The 24,688-nt window shown below is 61.6% G+C and carries 23 protein-coding genes; 15 read left to right on the forward strand and 8 right to left on the reverse strand.

The window, feature by feature from the left end; all coding sequences use genetic code 11:
- Positions 1–35 precede the first annotated feature (35 nt).
- Positions 36–956, reverse strand: coding sequence for a ribokinase (gene rbsK, locus ACP7B3_RS02005; RefSeq protein ID WP_426177526.1), 921 nt, complete (start codon positions 954–956; stop codon positions 36–38).
- Positions 957–1,195: 239 nt separating this feature from the next.
- Between rbsK and ACP7B3_RS02010 the strand changes: the two genes are divergently transcribed.
- A complete protein-coding gene (locus ACP7B3_RS02010) occupies positions 1,196–2,401 on the forward strand; it encodes a multidrug effflux MFS transporter (RefSeq protein ID WP_426177528.1) in 1,206 nt (401 codons plus the stop codon).
- Positions 2,402–2,410: 9 nt separating this feature from the next.
- Here the strand turns inward: ACP7B3_RS02010 and ACP7B3_RS02015 are convergent, their stop codons facing one another.
- A complete protein-coding gene (locus tag ACP7B3_RS02015; RefSeq protein WP_426177530.1) occupies positions 2,411–3,019 on the reverse strand; it encodes a LysE family translocator in 609 nt (202 codons plus the stop codon).
- Positions 3,020–3,132: 113 nt separating this feature from the next.
- On the opposite strand from ACP7B3_RS02015, the gene ACP7B3_RS02020 reads away from it, so the two are divergent.
- Both ACP7B3_RS02020 and ACP7B3_RS02025 read left to right on the forward strand, forming a co-directional pair.
- A complete protein-coding gene (locus ACP7B3_RS02020; RefSeq protein WP_426177532.1) occupies positions 3,133–4,044 on the forward strand; it encodes a LysR substrate-binding domain-containing protein in 912 nt (303 codons plus the stop codon).
- Positions 4,045–4,139: 95 nt separating this feature from the next.
- A complete protein-coding gene (locus tag ACP7B3_RS02025; RefSeq protein ID WP_426177534.1) occupies positions 4,140–4,997 on the forward strand; it encodes an SDR family oxidoreductase in 858 nt (285 codons plus the stop codon).
- Positions 4,998–5,112: 115 nt separating this feature from the next.
- Here ACP7B3_RS02025 and ACP7B3_RS02030 read toward each other — a convergent pair whose 3' ends face one another.
- Positions 5,113–6,027, reverse strand: a complete 915-nt coding sequence (locus tag ACP7B3_RS02030) for a site-specific integrase (protein WP_242196608.1) — start codon at positions 6,025–6,027, stop codon at positions 5,113–5,115.
- Between the two features lie 108 nt (positions 6,028–6,135).
- Positions 6,136–6,954, reverse strand: coding sequence for a M949_RS01915 family surface polysaccharide biosynthesis protein (locus tag ACP7B3_RS02035; protein WP_242196605.1), 819 nt, complete (start codon positions 6,952–6,954; stop codon positions 6,136–6,138).
- 471 nt (positions 6,955–7,425) lie between these two features.
- On the opposite strand from ACP7B3_RS02035, the gene arnC reads away from it, so the two are divergent.
- The 12 genes from arnC to ACP7B3_RS02095 all read left to right on the forward strand — a co-directional run bounded on the left by arnC (position 7,426) and on the right by ACP7B3_RS02095 (position 20,530).
- Positions 7,426–8,466, forward strand: coding sequence for an undecaprenyl-phosphate 4-deoxy-4-formamido-L-arabinose transferase (gene arnC / locus ACP7B3_RS02040; RefSeq protein ID WP_145160790.1), 1,041 nt, complete (start codon positions 7,426–7,428; stop codon positions 8,464–8,466).
- Positions 8,463–10,454 carry a bifunctional UDP-4-amino-4-deoxy-L-arabinose formyltransferase/UDP-glucuronic acid oxidase ArnA gene (gene arnA, locus ACP7B3_RS02045; RefSeq protein WP_119740370.1) on the forward strand — a complete coding sequence of 664 codons (1,992 nt, stop codon included), beginning with the start codon at positions 8,463–8,465 and terminating at the stop codon, positions 10,452–10,454. Before arnC ends, arnA begins: the two co-directional genes overlap by 4 nt.
- Complete coding sequence (gene arnD / locus ACP7B3_RS02050) at positions 10,454–11,338, forward strand: 4-deoxy-4-formamido-L-arabinose-phosphoundecaprenol deformylase (RefSeq protein ID WP_262209603.1); 885 nt, start codon at positions 10,454–10,456, stop codon at positions 11,336–11,338. The genes arnA and arnD overlap by 1 nt, the downstream gene beginning before the upstream one ends.
- A complete protein-coding gene (arnT, locus tag ACP7B3_RS02055) occupies positions 11,335–12,990 on the forward strand; it encodes a lipid IV(A) 4-amino-4-deoxy-L-arabinosyltransferase (RefSeq protein WP_426177538.1) in 1,656 nt (551 codons plus the stop codon). The genes arnD and arnT overlap by 4 nt, the downstream gene beginning before the upstream one ends.
- Positions 12,987–13,334 (forward strand): 4-amino-4-deoxy-L-arabinose-phosphoundecaprenol flippase subunit ArnE, encoded by a 348-nt coding sequence (arnE, locus tag ACP7B3_RS02060; RefSeq protein ID WP_056860014.1) that lies wholly within the window; start codon positions 12,987–12,989, stop codon positions 13,332–13,334. The genes arnT and arnE overlap by 4 nt, the downstream gene beginning before the upstream one ends.
- Positions 13,331–13,744, forward strand: a complete 414-nt coding sequence (gene arnF / locus ACP7B3_RS02065; RefSeq protein WP_145160797.1) for a 4-amino-4-deoxy-L-arabinose-phosphoundecaprenol flippase subunit ArnF — start codon at positions 13,331–13,333, stop codon at positions 13,742–13,744. Before arnE ends, arnF begins: the two co-directional genes overlap by 4 nt.
- Positions 13,741–15,120 (forward strand): UDP-glucose dehydrogenase family protein, encoded by a 1,380-nt coding sequence (locus tag ACP7B3_RS02070; protein ID WP_426177540.1) that lies wholly within the window; start codon positions 13,741–13,743, stop codon positions 15,118–15,120. Before arnF ends, ACP7B3_RS02070 begins: the two co-directional genes overlap by 4 nt.
- A 3-nt stretch (positions 15,121–15,123) precedes the next feature.
- Entirely contained in the window at positions 15,124–16,746 is a 1,623-nt protein-coding gene (locus ACP7B3_RS02075) for an ArnT family glycosyltransferase (protein WP_404488328.1), read from the forward strand.
- A 297-nt stretch (positions 16,747–17,043) separates the two neighbouring features.
- On the forward strand, positions 17,044–17,253 hold the full coding sequence (locus ACP7B3_RS02080; RefSeq protein ID WP_262209609.1) for a type VI secretion system contractile sheath small subunit: 210 nt from the start codon (positions 17,044–17,046) through the stop codon (positions 17,251–17,253).
- A gap of 176 nt (positions 17,254–17,429) precedes the next feature.
- On the forward strand, positions 17,430–18,140 hold the full coding sequence (locus ACP7B3_RS02085; protein WP_426177542.1) for an HPP family protein: 711 nt from the start codon (positions 17,430–17,432) through the stop codon (positions 18,138–18,140).
- A 131-nt stretch (positions 18,141–18,271) separates the two neighbouring features.
- The gene (locus ACP7B3_RS02090; RefSeq protein WP_426177544.1) at positions 18,272–19,375 is read left to right on the forward strand and encodes an enoyl-CoA hydratase/isomerase family protein; all 1,104 of its coding nucleotides are present in this window, start codon (positions 18,272–18,274) and stop codon (positions 19,373–19,375) included.
- A gap of 3 nt (positions 19,376–19,378) precedes the next feature.
- The gene (locus tag ACP7B3_RS02095; RefSeq protein ID WP_416363462.1) at positions 19,379–20,530 is read left to right on the forward strand and encodes an acyl-CoA dehydrogenase family protein; all 1,152 of its coding nucleotides are present in this window, start codon (positions 19,379–19,381) and stop codon (positions 20,528–20,530) included.
- A 259-nt stretch (positions 20,531–20,789) separates the two neighbouring features.
- On the opposite strand, the gene ACP7B3_RS02100 is transcribed toward ACP7B3_RS02095, so the two are convergent.
- Genes ACP7B3_RS02100 through ACP7B3_RS02115 form a run of 4 tightly spaced genes read right to left on the reverse strand, consistent with a single transcriptional unit; the run spans position 20,790 to position 24,676 of the window.
- Entirely contained in the window at positions 20,790–21,563 is a 774-nt protein-coding gene (locus ACP7B3_RS02100) for an enoyl-CoA hydratase (RefSeq protein WP_145160811.1), read from the reverse strand.
- 11 nt (positions 21,564–21,574) lie between these two features.
- A complete protein-coding gene (locus ACP7B3_RS02105) occupies positions 21,575–22,702 on the reverse strand; it encodes an acyl-CoA dehydrogenase (RefSeq protein WP_426177547.1) in 1,128 nt (375 codons plus the stop codon).
- A 9-nt stretch (positions 22,703–22,711) separates the two neighbouring features.
- Positions 22,712–23,896, reverse strand: a complete 1,185-nt coding sequence (locus ACP7B3_RS02110; RefSeq protein ID WP_426177549.1) for an acetyl-CoA C-acyltransferase — start codon at positions 23,894–23,896, stop codon at positions 22,712–22,714.
- 12 nt (positions 23,897–23,908) lie between these two features.
- Complete coding sequence (locus tag ACP7B3_RS02115) at positions 23,909–24,676, reverse strand: SDR family NAD(P)-dependent oxidoreductase (protein WP_262209618.1); 768 nt, start codon at positions 24,674–24,676, stop codon at positions 23,909–23,911.
- Positions 24,677–24,688: the final 12 nt, after the last annotated feature.

Raw genomic sequence — 24,688 nt, forward strand, 5'->3', positions numbered from 1 at the left:
TCTCCGGGCTGGATTAAGGAGCCGAGTTAGACGGCTTAGCGCTGTTGCTGGAAGCGCGTGAACGCTTCGCTGTCGGGATAGGAGGTTTGCGTACCCAGCGCCGTCACCGAGCACGCGGAATACGCCACGGCCAGCTCCATGGCATGACGGATATCGCCGTCGCGGTTCCAGTACTGAATGAAACACCCGATAAAGGCGTCGCCGGCACCGGTGGTGTCACGGGCGACAACCCGCTGGCCCGGCACCTGGAACGTGCCCTCCTCGCCTACGTACAACGCCCCCTGCTCGCCGAGCGTGACGATGACGTGGCGAATGCCGCTGGCCACCAGGGTTTGCGCGGCGACGCGGGCCGAGTCCGGTGAGTCCACGGTCAGGCCGGTGATCAGCGCCAGCTCCGACTCGTTAGGGATCAGAAAATCCAGTTTTGCCAGGTAATCGGCCTCCAGACCAGGCAGCGCCGGCGCCGGATTGAGCAGCACGGCAATGCCATGTCGGTGAGCGAATTCGATGGCGTAGTAGACCGTCTGCAGGTTGATCTCCAACTGCAACACAATCAGCGTGCAGTCACGCAAATCAGCCGCCGCCGCCTCGATGTCCGCCGGCGACAAATACGCATTGGCGCCTTTGACGATCAAGATGCTGTTATGGGAGTCGGCCCGTACAAAAATCGGCGCCACACCACTGGAAACGCCAGGCACCCGTTGCACATAACGGGTGTCGATGCCAAAGCGCTGGAAGTTGGCCAGGGTGTTGTCGGCAAACATGTCGTCGCCGACCTTGCTCAGCATCAACACATCGGCCCCAAGCTTGGCTGCCGCCACCGCCTGGTTGGCGCCCTTGCCGCCACACCCGAGGGCAAACCCCGGCGCTTCGAGGGTTTCGCCCTGCGCCGGCATGCGGTCGATGTAGGTAATCAGATCCACCATATTGCTGCCGATGACTGCGATCTTGCTCATTGCTCTTCCACCTTGTTGCAGCACGACCAGGCAGGTCGTGGCGCTTTTGTTTTGTTATTTAAATAACATTAAGTGTGAATATTCAATCTATTTTTCAGCGCAAAGATCAATGGTCAACCCGAATGGCCGTCGCGACAGACTCACTGCCAAAAAATGTAGCGCCTGTGTAAACACCACCTTGTAACCCCCCGGGCGGCTCTCTAAGCTGGCCGGTCTTTCGCCGTCACCCGGAACACCCCATGTCTCGAAGCATCGCCCACCTCGCCCTGTTGCTGGGGTTGATCACCGCCATCGGCCCTTTCGCCATCGACAGTTACCTGCCCGCCTTGCCCACCCTGGGCGCGAGTCTGCAGGCTTCGCCGGCTGCGGTGCAGATGAGCCTGACAGTGTTTTTCATGATCATCGGCGTGTGCCAGCTGTTCTACGGTCCGCTCAGCGATGTGTACGGGCGCAAGCCGCCGATTTACGCCGGCCTGGTGATTTTCGCCGTGGCCAGTGTCGGCTGTGCCCTGGCACCGAGCATCGAAGTGCTGATTGGCTTTCGCGCCCTGCAAGCCTTCGGCGCGTGCGCCGGCATGGTCATCCCGCGGGCGATTGTGCGTGACCTGTACACCGGCCACGAAGCCGCGCGCCTGATGGCCTTGCTGATGCTGGTGATGAGCGTGTCGCCGATCCTGGCGCCGTTGGCCGGCAGCGTGGTGATTTCACTCTGGAGTTGGCGCGAAGTGTTTGCCGTACTGGCTGTGGTGTCCGTGCTGTGCCTGGTGATGACCATTGTGCAGTTGCCGGAAACCCACCCGGCCGAGCGCCGGTTGGGCAAGACCCTGGGCGACGCCATCGGCAGCTACGGCGCACTGCTGCGCGACCCGGTATTTATCGGCTTGGCGGTGGTCAGCGGCTTCGGATTGGCGACCTTCTTTGTGTTCATCGGCAGCGCGCCGTTTGTGTACATCGAATATTTCGGCCTGACGCCGACGCAATTCAGCCTGTGCTTTGCGCTCAATGCCGCGTCGTTCTTCTCCATGAGCCAAATGACCGCACGCCTGAGCGCGCGCTTTGGTCTGGCGCCGGTGATTCGCTGGTCGGTCATGGCGGTGGCGGCGATCATGGTGCTGCTGGCCGCCACCACGCTGTGGGGCAATCACCTGACGGTGATGATGACGCTGCTGTTTATCGGCTTCGGCTTTCTCGGCCTGCTGTTGCCAGCGGCCGGCGTGTTGTCCCTGGAGGACCACGGCGCCGTCGCGGGCTCCGCGTCAGCCCTGCTGGGCGCCATCCAGATGATCACCGCTGCCGTGTCCATGACCCTGATCGGGCTGTACGCCGACCACACGCCGGCACCGATGCTGATCGGCATCGCCCTCTGCGCAGTCGCGGCAATGCTGACCACCTGGTGGACGCTGCGCCGTTTGCCCGCACATCTACAGCCTTCGCCACGGCGCTGATACGCCTCGTCATCCCAGCAGCCAACGCCATGAATGCACGATTCCCATCAGGGCCACGGCCAGCAGCACCAGGCATGCCACGCGATTGATACCCACGCGGTATTTGAGCGCGAACGCCTGGCGCGCGAGGGCGATGTACCCCGCCAGCACCATGAAGTCGATAAGCACCCACAGCCCGGTCAACCACGCCACGCTGGCGCTGAACGAGTCAGCCACGTGGATGAATTGAGGGAAGAAGGCGACGAAGAAGATGATGTCCTTGGGGTTGGAAATCCCCACCACAAACCCCGTGCTGACACCGCCGCGCGCGCGGCGGGCCTGGGTACCTTGCCCAGGTGGATAACGCAGCCCCTGGACCGCCAGGTACAAGATGAACAGGCAGCCCAGAAAGCTGATCGCGCTCAGCACACCTGGACTGACGGAAAAACTCCCCGACAAAATCAGTACCGCCACCAGGGCCAGGATCAGCGATGCCAGGTTGGTGCCCGCTGCCGTCAACAGCGCGCGCCGGCTTCCGGATTGCAGGCTGGTATTGATGATCAGCGCCACCACCGGCCCGGGCGTGACGATCAGGGCCAACACACTGAAGACGTAAATCAGAAGTAACGAGCTATTCATCGCGCTAAAACGCCTTGTGAGGTAAGGCGTGCGAGCTTGCGCCAGGCCGCGCGCGTTGAAAAACGTAAAAGCCTGTGCCCTACTATGAGTATTAATCACAATGAATGACGCCCATGGCCGAACGCCTTCCACCGCTGTATGCCCTGCGCGCCTTTGAAGTGGCGGCCCGCACGTCTTCGTTTACACGCGCGGCGCAAGCCCTGTCATTGACTCAAAGTGCGGTTAGCCGCCATATCAAAACGCTCGAGAGCCTCCTCGATTGCCGCTTGTTCGAACGCCATGGACCTCGATTGAAACTCACCGCTGCGGGCGAACGGCTCGCGCAGGAACTCAAGGTCGGCTTTCGCATCATCGAGCAAGCGTGCGCGCCATTCCGCGCAGGCACTGGCGATTTACGTTTAAAGGCCCCATCGACGCTGACCATGCGCTGGCTGCTGCACACGCTGGACCTCCTTAAGCTCAGCGCGCCTGAACTGACGATACAGCTGGCCAGTGTCTGGATGGATTTCGACAGTGTGGATTTTTACGCAGAGCCTTACGACTGCGCGATTTTGCTCGGCAACGGTCAGTTCGGCGCCGATGTGCACGCACACAAATTGTTTGATGAATGGTTGATCCCCATTTGCGCGCCCGGCTGGGTTGGCACTGACCTGGCCGAGGCCGAACTGATCCACCCCACTGCCGATCGCCGGGACTGGCGACGCTGGCTGGCCGTCCAGCCATCTGACGCGCGTATCGACCTGGACCGTGGCAAGGTCTTCGATACGCTCGACCAGGCGATCTCGGCTGCGATGCGCGGCCATGGTGTCTCGATCGGCGACCTGCACCTGGTGGCCAACGATGTGCGCGACGGCCTGATCAGGCTGCCCTGTGCAGCGGCCGTCGCCTCGGGCGATGGCTACTATCTGGTCTGGCCCAGGGAAAGCCGCCACTCACCCAAGTTGCGTGAACTGTACGAGTGCCTGACCGCGCTCGTTCCAACCCTGGAGTTGCCAGGCCTTGAGTTCTTGCCTGCGGCTGGCTGAAACCATTCGTCGGGCTCGCCCGACATTCACTACAACTATCGCCGCCGGCAAAACTACTAACTCCATAGCACCCTTAAAGACCTATGGAGACTGAGATGACTGACTACCCTCGCCCACCCTTCGCCCCACAAGCCCAATCCGTACCCGGTTCCCAGAAAAAAATGGACCCGTACCCCGACTGCGGCGAGAAGAGCTACAAGGGCTCGGGCCGGCTGGCCAACAAAATCGCGCTGATCACCGGTGCCGACAGCGGCATTGGCCGCGCAGTCGCCATTGCGTTTGCCCGTGAAGGCGCCGATGTGGCCATCGCTTACCTGGACGAGCATGAGGACGCCAGGGAGACCGCACGCTGGGTTGAAGAAGCGGGCCGCCAATGCCTGCTGCTGCCTGGTGATATTGCGCAAAAGGCCACGTGCCAGGCGCTGGTCGACAAGACCGTCGAGCAGTTCGGGCGCATTGACGTCCTGGTGAATAACGCCGCGTTCCAGATGACCCATGAAACCCTGGAAGAGATCGAAGACGAGGAATGGGTACGCACCTTCGATATCAACATCACCGCGATGTTTCGCATCTGCAAGGCCGCCCTGCCGCACATGAAAGCCGGCAGTTCGATCATCAATACCAGTTCGGTCAATTCCGACATGCCCAAGCCGACGCTGCTGGCCTATGCCGCCACCAAGGGCGCCATCGCCAACTTCACCGGCGGCCTGGCGCAATTGCTGGGTGACAAAGGCATCCGCGTCAACAGCGTGGCGCCGGGCCCGATCTGGACACCGCTGATCGTGTCGACCATGACTGACAAAGACGTGCAGAGCTTTGGCAGCGAAACCCCGCTGGGTCGCCCCGGCCAGCCGGTAGAGGTGGCGCCGATCTATGTGTTGCTGGCCTCGGATGAAGCCAGCTATATCTCCGGTTCGCGCTACGCGGTCACCGGCGGCAAGCCAATCCTTTAAACCCGGAACACAACCAAGTAAAGAAGGGGGCTTGCTCCCGATAGCGGAGGGTCAGTCAGTGAGTCGCTGACCCTGCGTCTTCGGGAGCAAGCCCCCTCTCGCATTTTGGCTGAAGTTATAAATCAAACCGGTCCACGGCCCGCCGCCGTTCATTGTCGTCGCGTACGTCATAGCTGGCGGTAGTCTGGATATTGCTGTGGTGCGCCAGTTTCTGCGCAATTGACAGGTCATGTTCCTCAATCACCCGGGTGATGAACGAACGCCTGAAGTCATGCGGCATGATTTTGACGCCAACCTGTTCGCCGCGTTGACGGGCGATGTAATAAATCGCGTGTTTGGTAATGCGCTCACGGGTGATATGGCTGCCCCGGCGAATGCGGTTGAACAGGAACGTATCGTCCTGCTCGCCGTCCTTGAGCTGCTCGCGACGAAAGTCCAGCCAGGCTGTCAGCTTTTCAAATGCCCAGGCGGGCGCGTACTTGATCAACGCCTTGTTGCCTTTGCCGGTCACGCGCAGGCTGCGCTCTTGGAAGTTGATCTGCGTCAGGTCGAGGTTCACCGACTCCGACTTGCGCATGCCCGACCCATACAAAATGCCGATCACCGCCGCATCCCGCAGGCCCTGTGGGCGTGGGTCGGCGGCGCAGACTTCCATCAGTTCGCGGATCAGGCTGCGGCGCAAATTGCGCCCCTGGCCCAGCCGGGTACCGGGAGCCGCCTTGACCGAGCGCATCTTGAGCAGGTGATCCTGGCTGATCAGGCTCATGCGCCAGGCTTCGTTCATCACCCCACGCACGGCATTCACGTACAGCGAAGAGGTGTTGGGTGCGTAGCCGTCCTCGCGCAGTGCGGCGACCAGGGCAATCACGTGTTCAGGCTGCAGCAGGTGCCAGTCGATGTCCTCGAGGTTGATGTCTTCGAAGCCCAGGCGGTCAGCGGCGTCCTGCAACACATAACGCATGGTCAGCTGGCTGGAGGGCGCCAGGCGGGTGAGATAAAGGGTCAGCGGGTTGCGGATAGACTCAGTCAAGGGAGATCAGCCTTTGGATTAAATACCTCGATCAAGCCATTGTTTAATCGAGGTATTTAGTGAATTGGCGAGGGCCGAGTCTAGCGCAGGACCGGCCCTGGCACAAAATCACGGGGCCGTTTCGTCATCCCCGGTAGGGTCGTCGGGCTGAGGCTGGGTCTGGGATTGACTCCACTCGGTGTCCTGCTTCTGCATGAGCGCGAACCAGTGCTGGCGCATGAACGCCAGGTAGCTGTCCGGCGCCTTGGCAAAGTCCTTTTCATCGCCATAGCAGCCCGGCAGAGGTAACTCGGTGCCCTGCTCCTTGTACTGACTGACCAGCGCCTGCTGCGCCGCCACGCTGCAATCCTTGGGCAGCGGCATACCCCGCAAGGCGCCGGCCTCCTCGTCCCACCAGCTCGCGCCAACGCGATCGACGCCGCGCAGGCGGTACTTCTGGGATTTGCCGACGTGCATGATCAGCTTGAATTCATTCGGGCTGACATCGCTGGTGCAGGTACGCGAATAGCCCACAGTGGCCTGGGTGATGCCGTCGCCGGTGAGGTCGGTGACTTTGGTGGCGGCCATGTCAAAGCGCAGCGCGGCGTCGAACTGGCAATGCTGCACATCGTCGTAGAGCATCCACACGCGCTTGGGATGGTCGCCAGCGAGCAGGTATTGCGCCGCGTAGACGAACGCCGACTGGGTGCCATCGTCATCGCGTTCGCTGACCTGCTCGGCGAGCACCAGCAGGTTCTTGCCCTGGCTGTCGTCCCAGGTGTAGGCCGCGACCTGTTTGCCGCGCACTTCGACGCCTTCGGGCACCTGATCGACCGAGGTGAGCGCCACGCCATCGTCGGCGCGCACGGTCGTGACGCAGGCCACAGCCATCAACAATCCCATCAACGCGGGCCGCAACTGGCCGCGTAAAAGCTGCACGCTATTCATCCGAGTACCCTGGCAAGAGATGGCTTACTTTACCGGCACTTGAGGGGCAATGCAGAGAAGTTTGTTGAATAAAACAGGCGGCACACTGCAAGCTGCAAAAAACGCCGCGGTTTTACCTGTTCAAGGTATCCCCTGGCGCCTCAGTTAGTTAGCTGAACCCTAGCTGTCTACCTGTCAAATAAACGAGTTTTTCATCCGCCTTTCATATTCGTTCAACATTTTTCCGCTTAATCTTGGCCCCAGGACTTGAGAACGAGGCGCGTGTTATCGAACTAACTTGTTGATTACGCTTTACCTTTGAGACATTTCGTCTTTACTACGCTTGCCCATGGAAGAAATTATTGCCAGTCTCAGGAAGGTCGAATGAACACCGCAAACCCACGCTATGTTTAATCAGTTTTCTGAACCTTCAGCCGCTGATGACTGCTGTTTTCACGCGCCAACCTGCTCTAGCCCCGAGGTCATGAATCTTTGAAACCCTACCCTATTCATTGCGTGTCGATCGTCATCCCGGTCTACAACGAACAAGAGAGCCTGCCTGAATTGCTGCGTCGCACAAGCGCAGCCTGCAAGCAACTGGCCTACGAATACGAAATCATCCTGGTGGATGATGGTAGTCGCGACAACTCGGCCCAATTGCTGGAAGACGCTGCCGCGCAAGAAGGCAGCCATGTAGTGGCGGTGATCCTCAACCGTAACTACGGCCAGCATGCCGCGATCATGGCCGGCTTCGAGCAGTGCCGTGGCGAGGTGGTGATTACCCTCGACGCCGACCTGCAAAACCCGCCGGAAGAAATCCCGCGTCTCGTCGAGCAAGCCGCCCTGGGCTACGACGTGGTCGCCACCGTACGCAACAACCGCCAGGACTCGGCCTTCCGCCGCTGGCCCTCGCGCCTGATCAACCTGGCCGTGCAACGCTCCACCGGCGTGGCCATGACCGACTACGGCTGCATGCTGCGCGCTTACCGGCGCACCATCGTCGACGCCATGCTTGCCTGCCGCGAGCGCAGCACCTTCATCCCGATCCTGGCCAACGGTTTTGCCCGCCACACCACGGAAATCCTGGTGCATCACGCTGAGCGTGAGCACGGCGAATCCAAATACAGTGCCATGCGCCTGATCAGCCTGATGTTCGACCTGCTGACGTGCATGACCACCACGCCGCTGCGCCTGCTGTCGATTGTCGGTTTCAGCCTGGCCGCCCTGGGCGTGCTGTTCGCCTTTGCACTGGTCGTCCTGCGCCTGGCCTTTGGTGCTCAGTGGGCCGGCGATGGCATGTTCGTGCTGTTCGCGGTGCTGTTCGTGTTCACTGGTGGCCAGTTCATCGGCATGGGCCTGCTGGGTGAATACCTGGGTCGCATGTACAGCGATGTGCGCGCCCGTCCCCGTTTCTTCATTGAAAAAGTGCTGCGCAACCAACCGGCAGCACCGGCACCCGTGGTCGTTGTTGACGGCCTGGTGTCCTCCCATACCTCCACTTCTACTTCTCCTTCCGATCAGGTTTCGTCATGAATTCAAAAGCTGTTGTCTTCGCTTACCACGATATTGGCTGTGCAGGCATTGAAGCCCTGCTGACCGCCGGCTACGACATTGCTGCCGTGTTCACCCATGCCGACGACCCCAAGGAAAACAATTTCTACGGCTCCGTCGCCCAACTCTGCGCCCGCAACGGCATCCCGGTGCACGCACCGGAAGACGCCAACCACCCGCTGTGGATCGAGCGCATCGCCAAGCTGAACCCGGATTTCATCTTCTCGTTCTACTACCGCAACCTGCTCAGCGAAGCCTTGCTGGCCACCGCCAAAAAAGGCGCGTTCAACCTGCACGGCTCCCTGCTGCCGCAATACCGTGGCCGTGCGCCGGCCAACTGGGTGCTGGTCAACGGCGAAACCGAAACCGGCGTGACCCTGCACCGTATGGTCAAACGCGCCGATGCCGGCCCGATCCTGGCCCAGCAGAAAGTCGTCATCGACCGTACCGACACCGGCTTGACCCTGCACGCCAAGCTGCGTGACGCCGCCACCAGCCTGCTGCGCGATGCACTGCCGCAACTGGCCCAGGGCAAACTGGCTGAAACCGCACAGGACGAGACCAAGGCCACCTACTTTGGCCGTCGCACCGCTGCCGATGGCAAGCTGGACTGGAAAAAGCCGGCTGAAGAGCTGTTCAACCTGGTTCGCGCCGTCACCCAACCGTACCCGGGCGCCTTCTGCGCTGTGGGCGAGCACAAACTGATCGTTTGGCACGCTGAAGTGGTCAAGGGCAACGAAGGCCTGGCACCAGGCCGCGTGATCAGCGTCAACCCGCTGCGCATTGCCTGCGGCGAAGACTCGCTGGTGGTCAAGTTCGGCCAGCGTAACGAAAACGGCCTGTACCTGGCCGGCCCTTCCCTGGCCGATGAATTGGGCCTGGTGGACGGCTCCGTGTTGCGCGGCGCCGAGTCCGGCCGCAAGCCACGCCGTACCCGTGTACTGATCCTGGGTGTGAACGGCTTTATCGGTAACCACCTGTCCGAGCGCCTGCTGCGTGACGACCGTTACGAAATCTACGGCCTGGACATCGGCTCCGACGCCATCGAGCGCCTGCGCAGCCACCCTAACTTCCATTACGTGGAAGGCGACATCAGCATTCACTCCGAGTGGATCGAGTACCACATCAAGAAGTGCGACGTGGTCCTGCCGCTGGTGGCCATCGCCACGCCGATCGAATACACCCGCAACCCGCTGCGCGTGTTCGAACTGGACTTCGAAGAGAACCTGAAACTGGTTCGCTACTGCGTCAAGTACAACAAGCGCGTGATCTTCCCGTCGACCTCCGAAGTCTATGGCATGTGCCAGGACCAGTACTTCGACGAAGACACCTCCAACCTGGTCGTCGGTCCGGTCAACAAGCAACGCTGGATCTACTCGGTCTCCAAGCAACTGCTGGACCGCGTGATCTGGGCTTACGGCGACAAAGGCCTGAAGTTCACCCTGTTCCGTCCGTTCAACTGGATGGGCCCGCGCCTTGACCGTCTGGACTCTGCGCGTATCGGCAGCTCCCGCGCCATCACCCAGTTGATCCTGAACCTGGTGGAAGGCACGCCGATCCGTCTGTTCGACGGTGGCGAGCAGAAGCGCTGCTTCACTGACATCGCCGACGGCATCGAAGCCCTGGCGCGCATCATTGATAACGACAATGACAACTGCAACGGTCAGATCATCAACATCGGTAACCCGGAAAACGAAGCCAGCATCCGTCAGTTGGGCGAAGAACTGCTGCGTCAGTTCGAAGCTCACCCGCTGCGCAGCAACTTCCCGCCGTTTGCCGGTTTCCGCGATGTAGAGAGCAAGGCGTTCTACGGCACCGGTTACCAGGACGTGGCACACCGCAAGCCAAGCATCGAAAACGCCAAGCGCCTGCTGAACTGGGAGCCTACCGTTGAGATGAGCGAAACCATCGGCAACACCCTGGACTTCTTCCTCAAAGAAGCCATGCTCGAAATCGCGGACAAGAAGTAATGAAGGCAGGCTTGCGCATTGACGTCGACACCTACCGTGGCACCCGTGAAGGTGTGCCGCGGTTGCTCGAATCCCTGGATGAAGCCGGGGTTAAAGCGACGTTCTTCTTCAGCGTTGGGCCGGACAACATGGGGCGCCACTTGTGGCGCCTGATCCGCCCGCAATTTCTGTGGAAGATGCTGCGTTCCAATGCCGCCGGGCTGTATGGCTGGGATATTTTGCTGGCCGGCACCGCCTGGCCGGGCAAACCGATTGGCCGTGACCTGGGGCACTTGATGCGCCAGGCCAAGGCTGCCGGCCATGAAGTCGGCCTGCACGCGTGGGATCACCACGGCTGGCAGGCCAACACCGGGCGCTGGAGCGAGGCACAACTCATCGAGCAGATCCGTCGTGGCGTCGACACCCTGAGCGACATTCTGGGTGAACGCATCGATTGTTCAGCCGCCGCCGGCTGGCGTGCCGATGAGCGTGTGGTGCAAGCCAAGCAAACGTTCAATTTTCGCTACAACAGCGATTGCCGGGGTACCAGCCTGTTTCGTCCGACCTTGGCCGATGGCAGTGCGGGCACCCCACAAATTCCGGTAGACCTGCCGACCTTCGACGAAGTCGTCGGGCCGGTAGTGGCTGCCAAAGACTTCAACAGCTTCATTCTTGACCGGTTTAGCGCGTCGAAGCTGAACGTCTACACGATCCACGCAGAAGTAGAAGGGATTCTGATGGCTGATGATTTTCGCCAGTTGCTTGCCCAGGCCGGGCAGCGCGGCATCGACTTCCAACCCCTGGGCGAGCTGCTGCCTGCGGATGTGACCACCCTGCCCCAGCAACACCTGGTGCGCGGCGCGTTGAGCGGCCGCGAGGGTTGGCTCGGAGTGCAACAGGCATGATCCGGCGCTGGGCATTGCCCCTGCTCCTGTTGGCGTTTGGTGTGTTTTACCTGTTACCGCTGGCCAGCCACGGCCTGTGGATTCCCGATGAGACCCGTTATGCGCAGATCAGCCAGGAAATGCTGCTGACCGGCAAATGGGCCTCGCCGCATTTCATGGGCATCCGCTACTTCGAGAAACCCGCTGCCGGCTACTGGATGATCGCGCTGGGCCAGGCGATCTTCGGTCAGAACCTGTTCGGCGTGCGCTTTGCCTCGGCCTTGAGTACCGGGCTGAGCATTGTGCTGGTTTACCTGATGTCGCGCCGCTTGTGGAATGACCCGCAAAAAAGCCTGGTCAGCACCGTGCTGTACATGAGCTTTGTCAGCGTGGCCTTGCTGGGTGGCTACGCCAACCTGGACCCGCAATTCACCTTCTGGGTCAACCTGGCCGGCGTTGCGCTGTGGTTCTGCTTTGACAGCCACACCCGCCAGGGCCGCCTGTGGTCCTGGGCGTTGCTGGGTTTTGCCTGCGGCATGGGGTTCATGACCAAGGGGTTTCTGGCCTGGTTGCTGCCGGTGTTGATCGCCCTGCCCTATGCGATCTGGCACAAGCGCTTTCGTGAGCTGCTCGGGTACGGCGTGGTTGCCGTGGTCGTGGCCATTATCGTCAGCCTGCCCTGGGCACTGGCCGTGCACCTGCAAGAGCCGGATTACTGGAACTTCTTCTTCTGGCACGAACATATCCAGCGTTTTGCCGGTGACGACGCCCAGCACGCCGAGCCGTTCTGGTTCTACCTGCCGCTGATGGTCGCGTTCTCGCTGCCGTGGATGGCCCTGTTACCGTCCACGATCAAACAGGCGTGGCTGCAAAAGCGCCTGCCGCAGACCGCCTACCTGTTGCTGTGGCTGCTGATGCCCCTGGCATTTTTCAGCCTGGCCAAAGGCAAGCTGCCGTCGTACATCATGCCGTGCCTGCTGCCGTTGGCCTTGTTGATGGGCTCGACCCTGAGCGACAAGCTTGCCCTGGGCCACGGCCGTGCCTTGCGCATCAACGGCGGGTTGAACCTGGCGCTGGGTGTTCTGGCGGTGCTGGCGCTCAGCTGGTTCCAACTGAAAAAGCCCGTGTATGAACACGGCGAAGAAACCTTCAGCCTGGTGCTGCTGTTCACCTTCCTGTTCGGCTGGATCGTGGTCAACCTGCTCCAGGCGGCGCGCCCGCTGAAGCTGTGGGCCGCGCCGGTGATCGGCAGCTGGTTGCTGGTGGCATTGGTGCCCGCCGCGTTGCCGCATTCGGTGGTTTACAACAAGACCCCGGACCAGTTCATCATCGATCACCTGGACGAACTGCAACCCACTGCCTCCCTGCTCAGCAATGACCTTGGCGCGGCATCGGCGCTGTCGTGGCGCATGGGGCGTCCGGACGTCAGCCTCTACAACACGGTCGGCGAAGTGAAATACGGCATCGCCTACCCGGACACCGCGCACCGCAGGATCGACACCAACGAAGTCCAGCAATGGATGAGCGAGGCGCGCAAGAAAGGTTCTGTCGGTGTGGTGATGCGGGTCAAGGGTGACGATGAAGTCGCCGAAGTCAACCTGCTGCCCAAGGACGGTAAACGCTATGAGCAAGGCAACATTGTGATCCTGATTTTCCCACAGGCCGCGCAATGATCACCCTGCTTCTATTGCTGGGCGCATGCCTGCTGACGTGCATGGGCCAAGTCTCGCAAAAGTTTGCCGTCGAAAGCTGGCGCGACCAGCCAGACGGTTGGGCGCCCAAATTGCGCTCGCCGTGGCTGTGGTCGGCGCTGGTGTGCCTGGGCCTGGGCCTGTTGGTCTGGCTGCTGGTGCTGCAGCGCCTGGAAGTGGGCATCGCCTACCCGATGCTCAGCCTGAATTTTGTACTGGTCACGCTGATGGCGCGCTTTGTTTTTCATGAACACATCGACGGCCGGCACTGGCTGGGCGTGGCGCTGGTGATCGGCGGTGTGGTGTTGCTGGGGCGTCACGTATGAGCCGGGCTCAAGGCTTTGCCCTGGCCCTTGGCAGTGTCGGCCTGGTCAGCGCCGCCCAATTGGGCATGCGCTGGAGCATGACGCGCCTGCCGCTGCCAGCCGACTGGCTGAACGCGTTCAACAGCAATGCCATCGACCTTGGCGCCTTGGGCGTGGTGATCCTGGCGATCATCGCCTATGCGCTGTCGATGCTGTGCTGGCTCGGCGCACTCAAGCATTTGCCGCTGGGCCGCGCCTATTCGCTGCTCAGCATCAGCTACGCGTTGGTCTACCTGCTGGCCGCCAGCCTGCCGGTGTTCAACGAAGCTTTTTCGCTTTCAAAAACCCTGGGGGTGGCGTTGGTCATCCTCGGTGTTCTGGTTATTAACTCTCGTCGTGCTAGCGTTGCAAGCCCCAGGAATGCCCCATGAAAATCAGTGTATTTGGTAGCGGTTACGTCGGTCTGGTGCAGGCCACCGTATTGGCCGAAGTCGGTCACGATGTGATCTGCATGGACGTGGACAAGAGCAAGGTCGAGTCGCTCCAGAAAGGCCATGTGACCATCTTCGAGCCGGGGCTTGCGGCCATGGTCAAGGAAAACCTGGAAAGCGGGCGCCTGCACTTCACCTTCGATGAAAAGCTCGCGGTCGAACACGGTGAAGTGTTGTTTATTGCCGTGGGCACGCCGTCGGATGAAGACGGCTCGGCCGACCTCAAATACGTGCTGTCGGTGGGTGATGCCGTGTCCCGCCACCGCATGGAGCCGGTGATCCTGGTGGAAAAATCCACCGTTCCCGTCGGCACCGGCGACACCCTGCGTGCGCACATCGAAAAGAACCTGCGCACCGCCGGCCGGCACCTGGAGTTCGATATCGTCTCCAACCCGGAATTCCTCAAGGAAGGCTCGGCCGTCGCCGACTGCCGCCGTCCGGACCGCATCATCATCGGCTGTGAGCGCGAGGAAGTGCGTGAAGTGATGCGCGACCTCTACGCGCCGTTCAACCGCAACCATGACCGCATCATCTTCATGGACCTGCGCAGCGCCGAACTGACCAAATACGCCGCCAACTGCATGCTGGCGACCAAGATCAGCTTTATCAACCAGATCGCCGAGCTGGCCGAACACCTGGGCGCGGACATCGAAGCCGTGCGCCTGGGCATCGGTGCCGACTCGCGGATCGGTTACCACTTCATCTACCCCGGTTGCGGCTACGGCGGCTCCTGCTTCCCCAAGGACATGCGCGCCTTGATCCACAGCGCCAAGCAAGCCAACTGCTCCAGTGACTTGCTGGAAGCCGTGGAAGCCATCAACCAGCGCCAGAAGAGCAAGCTGTTCGAGCGCATCAACGCTTACTTCCAGGGCAACCTGCAGGGCAAGACCTTTGCCTTGTGGGGCCTGGCATTCAAGCCCAACACCGATGACATGCGCGATGCACCGAGCCGCGTGCTGATGGAGGCCTTGTGGGCCGCGGGCGCCAATGTCCGTGCATTTGACCCGGAAGCCATGCAGGAAACCCAGCGCATCTACGGCGACGAGTCACGCCTGACGCTGCTGGGCACGCCGGAATCGGCCTTGAGCGGCGCCGATGCGCTGATCGTCTGCACCGAATGGCAGCAGTTCAAGGCGCCGGATTTCGACCTGATCCACACTCGCCTGAAAAACCCGGTGATCTTCGACGGGCGCAACCTGTATGACGGCGAACGCCTGGCACGCAAAGGCTTCAAGTACTTCCCGATGGGCCGTGGCGACTCGTGTCAACTGCCGATCCCTCAGCAAAACTGGGTAGAGCAGGTCAAGGAAGCCTGATACGTGAACAAAGCTTATCCGCCCCTGCTCACTGCAACGATCCGTCACCAGTCGCTGGGGCTTGGGCTCCTGGCGCTGGTGCTGTTTATTGCCGGCAACTGGCACCAGGCGATTATCGGGTTTGACTCGCGCTTCGTGGTGTTTGCCCAGGAAATGCTGCGTCATGGGCCGAGTTTTTTCCCCACGACCTACGGGCAGCCCTACGCCGATTACCTGGCCACCTCGACCGTGTTGACGTGGCTGTTCTCGTTGCCCCTGGGCCAGGTCACCAGCTTGACCGCCTGGTTGCCCACGGCCATCGCTTCGGCGCTGATCGTGGTGCTGGTGTATCGGCTGACGGCGCCCTACTCCGTGCGTTGGGGCCTGCTGAGTATTGCGATGTTGCTGCTCAGCAGCACGTTCATCAGTGAAACCCGGGCGGTGTCCCTCGACCAGATGCTCGCGGCGGTAGCCTTGGCGGTGTTTTACCTGGGTTATGCGCATGATCATTTCGCCAGCCCGAAACGCCTGCACTGGCTGTTCCTGTTGCTGATCATCGGCTTCGCCATCCGTGGACCGATCGGCCTGGTGATTCCAACGGGCGTGCTGTGCAGCTATTACCTGCTCAACCGGCAGTGGCGCCAACTGTTCACCTTCGGCCTGATTGCCCTGGCGCTGCTGGCGGCCTGTGTGGGCCTGTTGCTGCTGCTGGCCAAGCTCAGCGGTGGCGAGGACTTCATGCAGGACGTGATCCGCATGCAGTTCCTGGGGCGCATGGATGGCACCGAAGGTTCCAGCGGCGCGCTGTATTACTTCACCAGCTCCCTGGGCAATTACGCCCTGGCCTATCCACTGGCACTGTTGGTGCTGGTGGCGGTGGCCATCGGCGGGCGCCGCACGCCAGACCCGGCCTTGCAGCTGGTGTTGTATTGCGCAGCGGCCGGGTTGCTGGTGATGCTGGGCTTGTCGGTGCCTCAGGCAAAAAAGGCGCGCTACATCCTGCCGATGTTGCCGATGGCGGCGATCCTGGCGGCCTACCCGTTCCAGGTCACCCAGGGGCGGCTGTTTGCAGGGCTGCGCGCCTTGATGCTGGGCATCTGGACGCTGATGCCGGCACTGCTGGCCGTCGGGCTGGTGGTAGCGCGCCGACGTTACGCAGAGCAACTGGGCAGCCTGGGGGTGATCTTCGGCGTACTGGGCGTGCTTCAGGTAGTGGCGCTGCTGGCGGTCTTCAACGTGCGGTTACGCGCGACGGGGCCGGCCTTCGCTGCGGTGCTGGCGCTCTGGACGACTTACATCGTGGTGGTTGAACCCTTGGAGCGTGCGCTTTACGACACGCGCACCTTCACCCTTGCGGTCAAAGACCAGATCACGCAGCAGCCGGCGCCAGTGGTACTGCACGGGTTGGGCAAGGATGCGAAAGCCATCAAGTTCATGGTCAACTTCAACTGTGACAAGGTGCCATTGTTTACCCATTCCTCAGCAGACCTGGCGCCGCTGCAAGGGCCTGCCTGGCTGGTGATGAGCGCGCAGGATTTCGAAAACCTGCAGGATCCGCGCTTGCAATCGGTTACGCCAACGCTCACCGGGGAGTTCGACAAAGACCCTTATGTGTTGCTGCATCTGGAGAAAACCCCGGCGCCCTGATCGCAGTATTGGCCCCGTGTACAAGACGACGCCCACTTCAACAAGAGTGGGCGTTTTCGTTGCTGCAACCGAGAAAGCACCTACACAGCTATGCGTAACGGCTGGTGCACTTTGTCTTCCGGCGCCTGGAACCCAAATGTAGACTCGTTTGCCAGGTGCGGTAACCCATTACAGCCCCAACGTCTGGCTTATCTCGCCAGCTCGAGGCTGGCGCACCCTGGATAACAAGGACGCAGTAGGCTGCCCATACACACGGCGGCGTACGCATACGAGGGCAATGCCGTGGCGGAAGATCCGATGTCAATTCCCGTGCCGAGGCTGGATCGGTTGATGGCGCTGCGCGACGCCCTGGTGGCGTTGAAGGGGCCACTGGCCAGCGACCTGACACTGCGGGAAAACCTGCAAAAACAGCTGTTCAATGAAGAGATCGACAGGCGCGTACTGGGCCATATCAGCCCACCCTTTGCGCAGATGACGCGCCTGATTCCTTTCGGCGAAGTCATTTAAGCTCACTCAAAGCGATTTGAGTTCAATAAACTTGCACTCAACCCTCATTAATATGCAGTGGAGCCCATCAGCAAAGGTCGGCACACTGTGCAGGTTCCTCCCACAAACGTTGGAAAGGGCTTTTCCGGGCAACCAGGCAAGCCTTTTTTTTCGCCCGCACGTTCAGGACCCCTTGAATGCTTACCCGTTGGTTACCTGCTGCAATCAATACCCGCCCTGTTGAATGGAGCCGTGCCGCGATCGGCATGGCCTTGGGCACACTGTTCAGTGTCTGGCTGTGCGCCCAAGTGTTTGGCATGCAGGTCGCGCTGCACCTGCTTGGCCCGCTGGGTGCCTCAGCAGTGTTGTTGTTTGCGGTGTCTTCCGGTGCGCTGGCTCAACCCTGGTCGATCATCGGCAGCTATTTGTGCGCGGGCGTGGTGGCACTGCTGGTCGCCCGCGTGTTAGGGCGTACGCTGGGCAGCGCGTGCCTGGCGGCGGGCATGACCGTTATCCTGATTTGCTGGCTGCGTTGCCTGCACCCGCCGGCCGGTGGCCTGGCGATGACGTTGGTACTGGCAGACCCGGCCTCCATGGCCCTTGGATGGCAGGAACTGGCGCCGGTCATGCTCGGCGCGGGTGCCCTGCTGACGTGTGCATTGGCATATAACAACGCCACGCGCACGCGCTATCCCAGGGGTACGGTCGAGTCGCCTGCGGCGGTCATTGGCAGTGCGGCGGCCGCAACAGACCCGGCAATCACGGCGGCCGACTTGAAGCTGGCGCTGGCCGAGATGGAGCAGTTTTACGATGTGCAACCGAGCGAACTCGAACAGTTGATCCATGCCGCAGAAGGCCATGCACGACGCCGCAGCATCGGCGAAGTACTGGCCCGTCGCGCCGCCTGAGCCTGCGTGCATAAATGCAAAAACGACCTGCATGATTCCGGGTTGTACTGGGCAAATTTGCACTGGTACGATCGCGAGATGGTTCCTCCGCGAACATCTTGATAAAGAACAATAAAAGCAGGGAGTTACAGATGACTGCTCAGGTTTCATCCGAAGCAAGCCGCGCCGAAATTCTTCAGGACGAAGTGCTGGCCGACGTTCGCAACCACATTGGCCACCTCACCCTCAATCGCCCCGCTGGCTTGAATGCCATCACCCTGAACATGGTTCGCAGCCTGACGGCGCAGTTACAGGCCTGGGCGGATGATCCGCAGGTCTACGCCGTGGTGCTGCGCGGCGCTGGCGAAAAAGCCTTTTGCGCCGGTGGCGACATCCGTTCGCTGTACGACAGCTTCAAGAACGGCGACAGCCTGCACGCCGACTTCTTCGTCGAGGAGTACGCCCTCGACCTGGCCCTCCACCATTACCGCAAACCCGTCCTGGCGCTGATGGACGGCTTCGTGCTCGGCGGCGGCATGGGCCTGGTGCAAGGCGCTGATCTGCGCGTGGTCACCGAGCGCAGCCGCCTGGCGATGCCGGAAACGGCCATTGGTTATTTTCCGGATGTGGGCGGCAGCTACTTCCTGCCGCGCATACCCGGCGAGGTGGGGATTTACCTGGGCGTCACCGGCGTACAGATCCGCGCGGCCGACGCGTTGTATTGCGGGTTGGCAGACTGGTATCTGGAGAGCACCCGGCTCACTGACCTGGACCAGAAACTCGACCGCCTGCAATGGCAGGACTCGCCGCTCAAGGACCTGCAAGGCGTGCTCGCCAAACTGGCCGTCCAGCAATTGCCCGACGCGCCGCTGGCAGCATTGCGCCCGGCTATCGACCATTTCTTCGCCCTGCCGGACGTGCCAAGCATCGTCGAGCAGTTGCAGCAAGTCACCGTAGCAGACACCCATGAGTGGGCGCTGAACACCGTCGCCCTGATGCAGACCCGCTCACCGCTGGCGATGGCCGTTACCCTGGAAATGCTGCGCCGTGGCCGCCGCCTGCCGCTGGAGCAGTGCTTCGCGCTGGAATTGCACCTGGATCGCCAGTGGTTCGAGCGCGGCGACCTGATCGAAGGGGTGCGCGCGTTGATCATCGACAAGGACAAAACGCCGCGCTGGCGGCCAGCCACGATCCATGACCTGGACGCCAGCCATGTGGAGAGCTTCTTCCACGACTTCAAGCAGTTTGGGAGATAAGCCATGCAAGATATTGAATACACTGAAGAACAAGTAATGATTCGCGACATGGCGCGCGACTTTGCCCGCGGCGAAATCGCGCCCCACGCCCAAGCGTGGGAGAAAGCCGGTTGGATCGATGATGCCCTGGTCGCCAAGATGGGCGAACTGGGCCTGCTGGGGATGGTGGTGCCCGAAGAATGGGGCGGCACCTATGTCGATTACGTCGCCTACGCCCTGGCGGTCGAAGAAATCTCGGCCGGCGACGGCGCCACCGGCGCCCTGATGAGTATCCATAATTCAGTCGGTTGCGGGCCAATCCTCAACTACGGCACACAAGCGCAGAAAGAAACCTGGCTGCCCGACCTTGCCAGTGGCCAGGCCATCGGCTGCTTTTGCCTGACCGAACCCCAGGCGGGTTCCGAAGCCCATAACCTGCGCACACGCGCCGAACTGCGCGATGGCCAGTGGGTGATCAATGGCGCCAAGCAGTTTGTCAGCAACGGCAAACGCGCCAAGCTGGCGATTGTGTTTGCGGTGACGGATCCGGATTTGGGCAAACGCGGCATTTCCGCGTTCCTGGTGCCCACCAGTACGCCAGGGTTCGTGGTTGACCGCACAGAACACAAGATGGGCATTCGCGCGTCGGATACCTGCGCCGTCACCCTCAACCAATGCACGGTGCCCGAAGCCAATTTGCTCGGTGAGCGTGGCAAAGGCTTGGCCATCGCCCTGTCCAACCTCGAGGGCGGGCGCATCGGCATTGCTGCCCAGGCCCTGGGCATCGCCCGCGCGGCCTTTGAGGCGGCGCTGGCGTATGCGCGCGATCGCGTGCAGTTCAACCAGGCGATTATCGAGCACCAGAGTGTCGCCAACCTGTTGGCCGACATGCAAACCCGCCTGAATGCCGCACGGTTGCTGATCCTGCACGCCGCGCGCCTGCGCAGTGCCGGCAAGCCGTGCCTGTCGGAGGCGTCCCAGGCCAAGTTGTTCGCCTCGGAAATGGCCGAAAAAGTCTGCTCCTCGGCGATGCAGATTCACGGTGGGTATGGGTATCTGGAGGATTATCCGGTGGAGCGTTACTACCGGGATGCGCGGATCACGCAGATTTACGAGGGCACCAGCGAAATTCAGCGAATGGTGATCGCGCGCGAGCTGAAGAACTACCAGCTCTAAGCCAATAAAAGCTATGTAGGCGCTGGCTTGCCAGCGATGCAGGCACCTCGGTTCACGTGCGGGACCGAGGTGAGGCTATCGCAGGCAAGCCAGCTCCCACATCAAGCGCTCACCAGGCTAATCAACACGCCGCAAAACCAAAGTGGGAGCGGGCTTGCCCGCGAATACGGCGTATCAGTCAGCGAATGTATCGACTGATCCAGCGCATTCGCGAGCAAGCCCGCTCCCACCAGTTGCGTTTCAGCAGTCCTGAAGCCGGTTACTTATCTTTGAACTCCGGCGCGCGCTTGGCCACAAACGCTGCCATCCCTTCCTTCTGATCCTGCGTTGCAAACGCCGCATGGAACACCCGGCGCTCAAAGCGCACGCCTTCGGAAAGGCTTACTTCAAACGCGCGGTTCACGCTTTCCTTGACCATCATGCTGATCGGCACGGATTTGCCGGCGATCAGCGTCGCCACCTTCAGCGCCTCTTCGAGCAGCTCATCCGCCGGCACGATACGCGCCACAATCCCGCAACGCTCGGCTTCCACCGCATCGATAAAGCGCCCGGTCAGGCACATTTCCATGGCTTTGGCCTTGCCCACCGCGCGGGTCAGGCGCTGGGTGCCGCCCATGCCCGGCAGCACGCCGAGGTTGATTTCCGGCTGGCCGAACTTGGCGCCGTCGCCCGCGAGGATGAAGTCGCACATCAACGCCAGTTCACAGCCGCCGCCCAAGGCAAAGCCGTTGACGGCGGCAATGATCGGCTTGCGGCGGTTGGCCACGCGGTCGCTGTCGCTGAACAGGTCATCCAGGTAAATCTGAGGGTAGGTCAGCTCGGCCATTTCCTTGATATCAGCACCGGCGGCGAAGGCTTTTTTCGAGCCGGTCAGCACGATGCAGCCGATTTGCGGGTTGGCTTCCAGGCTGTCCAGCGCCTGGTTCAACTCGCTGACCAGTTGCGCATTCAAGGCGTTCAGGGCTTGCGGGCGATTAAGGGTAATCAGCCCGACGCGGTCCTGGACCTCGAGCAAAATGGTTTCGTAACTCATCTAATGGCTCCTTAAAGATTGCGTGAGATGACCATGCGCTGGATATCGCTGGTGCCTTCGTAAATCTGGCAGACCCGCACATCGCGGTAGATCCGCTCCAAGGGAAAGTCGCTCAGGTAACCGTAACCGCCCAAGGTTTGCAAGGCGGCCGAGCAGACTTTTTCGGCCATTTCCGAGGCGAACAACTTGGCCATCGAGGCCTCGACCAAGGCTGGCTTGCCGCTGTCACGCAGGGCGGCGGCGTAATGCACCATCTGCCGGGCGACGGCAATTTGCGTGGCCATGTCCGCCAGGCGAAACGCCACGGCCTGGTGTTCGATCAAGGTTTTGCCGAAGCTTTCGCGCTCGCGTGCATAGTCACGCGCGGCTTCAAATGCCGCGCGCGCCATGCCCACCGATTGCGAAGCGATGCCGACGCGGCCGCCTTCAAGGTTGGCCAGGGCGATCTTGTAGCCTTCGCCCTCCTCGCCCAATCGGTTGGCAACCGGCACCTTCACGTCTTCAAACAGAATCTGGCAGGTGTCGGACGCATGCTGGCCGAGTTTGTCTTCGACCCGCGCCACGGTGTAACCGGGGGAATCGGTGGGCACGATAAACGCGCTGATCCCGCGCTTGCCGGCGGCCGGCTCGGTGACCGCAAACACAATCACGATCCCGGCGTTCTGCCCGGAGGTGATGAACTGTTTGCAGCCATTGAGCACGTAGTGATCGCCGTCCAGGCGCGCGCGGGTTTTCAGGCTGCTGGCATCGGAACCGGCCTGCGGTTCGGTCAGCGCAAAGGCGCCGAGCATGGCACCGCTGGCCAGCGGCTTGAGGAACTGTTCTTTCTGCTGATCGTTGCCGAATTTCAGAATCGGCACGCAGCCCACCGAGTTGTGCACGCTCATGATGGTCGAGCAGGCGCCGTCACCGGCGGCGATTTCTTCCAGCGCCATCGCATAGGCCAGGTAGCCGGTGTCGCAACCGCCCCACTGTTCCGGCACCAGCATGCCGAAAAAGCCCAGCTCGGCCATTTCGCCGATGGCTTGCTTGGGAAAGCGGTGCTCGCGGTCCCACTCGGCAGCGAAAGGTTTCAAGCGCTCCTGGGCAAATTGCCGGGCCGCGTCGCTGATTTGCAGTTGTTCGTCATTGGGCAGCATAAAAAGTCCTTAATACACGCATTCGACGGCCATGGCCGTGGCTTCACCGCCGCCGATACAAATGGCCGCAACGCCGCGCTTGAGGCCTTTCTGGCGCAGCGCCGAGAGCAAGGTCACCAGGATGCGCGCGCCCGAAGCGCCGATCGGATGCCCCAGCGCGCAGGCGCCGCCGTGGATGTTGACCTTGCTGTGGGGGATTTCCAGCTTGCTCATGGTCACCAGGCTGACCACCGCAAAGGCTTCGTTGATCTCGAACAAATCCACGTCGCCAAGGTGCCAGCCGGTCTTGCTCATCAGCTTGCGAATCGCCCCCACCGGCGCCACCGGGAACAGTCCCGGCTCGTCGGCGAACGCCGCGTGCCCATGGATGATTGCCAGCGGCTTGAGCCCACGCTTTTGCGCTTCAGACTGACGCATCAGCAGCAGCGCCGCCGCGCCGTCGGAGATCGAACTGGAGTTGGCCGCCGTCACCGTACCGCCTTCGCGGAAAGCCGGTTTCAGACTGGAGATCTTGTCCAGCTTGGCTTTGGGGGGCTGTTCGTCATGCAGGATGGTTTTTTGCTCTTTACCGACGGTGACCTGCACCGGGACGATTTCGGCGGCGAAGCTGCCGTGGGTGATTGCCTCTTGGGCACGGGTCAGCGAGGCGATGGCGAAGGCGTCCTGGGCTTCACGGGTAAAGCCGTTGTGCTCGGCACAGTCTTCGGCAAAGGTGCCCATCAGGCGGCCCTTGTCGTAGGCGTCTTCGAGGCCGTCGAGGAACATGTGGTCGAGCACCTTGCCGTGGCCCATGCGGTAGCCGCTGCGCGCGCGGTCCAGCAGGTACGGCGCGTTGGACATGCTTTCCATGCCACCGGCCACCACCACCTCGACACTGCCGGCCAGCAGTGAGTCGTGGGCGAGAATGGTCGCCTCCATGCCCGAACCACACATTTTGTTCAGCGTGGTGCAGCGCGTGGCCTTGTCCAGCCCGGCGCCCAGCGCCGCCTGACGCGCAGGCGCCTGGCCGAGGCCTGCGGGCAATACACAGCCAAACAGCACTTCATCCACCGCGTCCGGGACGATGCCGGCGCGTTCGACGGCGGCGCGAATCGCGGCGGCCCCCAGTTGCGGCGCAGTCAGGCCCTTGAGGTCACCCTGGAAACCGCCCATGGGCGTGCGGACGGCGCTGACGATAACAATCGGATCCTGCATGAAAAATTCTCCTTACTTGGCGGCCATGCGCAAGGCGCCGTCGAGACGGATGACCTCGCCATTGAGCATGCTGTTTTCAATGATGTGTCGCACCAGCGCGGCGTACTCGGCCGGTTTGCCCAGGCGTGGCGGGAATGGCACACCGGCGGCCAGGGAATCGCGCACCTCTGGGGTCATGCCGGCCATCATTGGCGTTTCGAAAATGCCTGGGGCGATGGTCATGACCCGGATGCCGAAGCGCGCCAGTTCGCGAGCGGCAGGCAGCGTCAGGCTGGCGATGGCGCCTTTGGACGCGGCATACGCCGCCTGGCCGATCTGCCCGTCAAAGGCGGCCACCGACGCGGTATTGATGATCACGCCACGCTCGCCGTCGGCATTCGCCTCGGTTTCAGCGATGGCGGCGGCCGCCAGGCGCAGCAGGTTGAAGCTGCCGATCAGGTTGACGTTGATCACGTGGGCAAAGCTTGCCAGCGCGTGCGGGCCGTTCTTGCCGAGGATTTTTTCGCCACGCACCACACCGGCGCAGTTCACCAACCCATGCAAACCGCCGAACGCAGCGACGGCGGCTTGCACGGCCGCTTCGGCAGCGGCTTCCTGGCTGATATCCGCCACCGCGCTGCGGGCGTTATCGCCCAACTGCCGGGCCTTGGCCGCGACGGCTTCGGCGTTGAGGTCCACCAGCATCACCTTGGCGCCGGCGGCTACCAGCATGTCAGCGGTGGCCGCGCCGAGGCCCGAAGCGCCGCCGCTGACCAGGAATACCTTGTTTTCAATCTGCATCTTGATTTCCTT

It is taken from the genome of Pseudomonas sp. TWRC1-2 (assembly GCF_049896685.1).
Lineage (GTDB): Bacteria > Pseudomonadota > Gammaproteobacteria > Pseudomonadales > Pseudomonadaceae > Aquipseudomonas.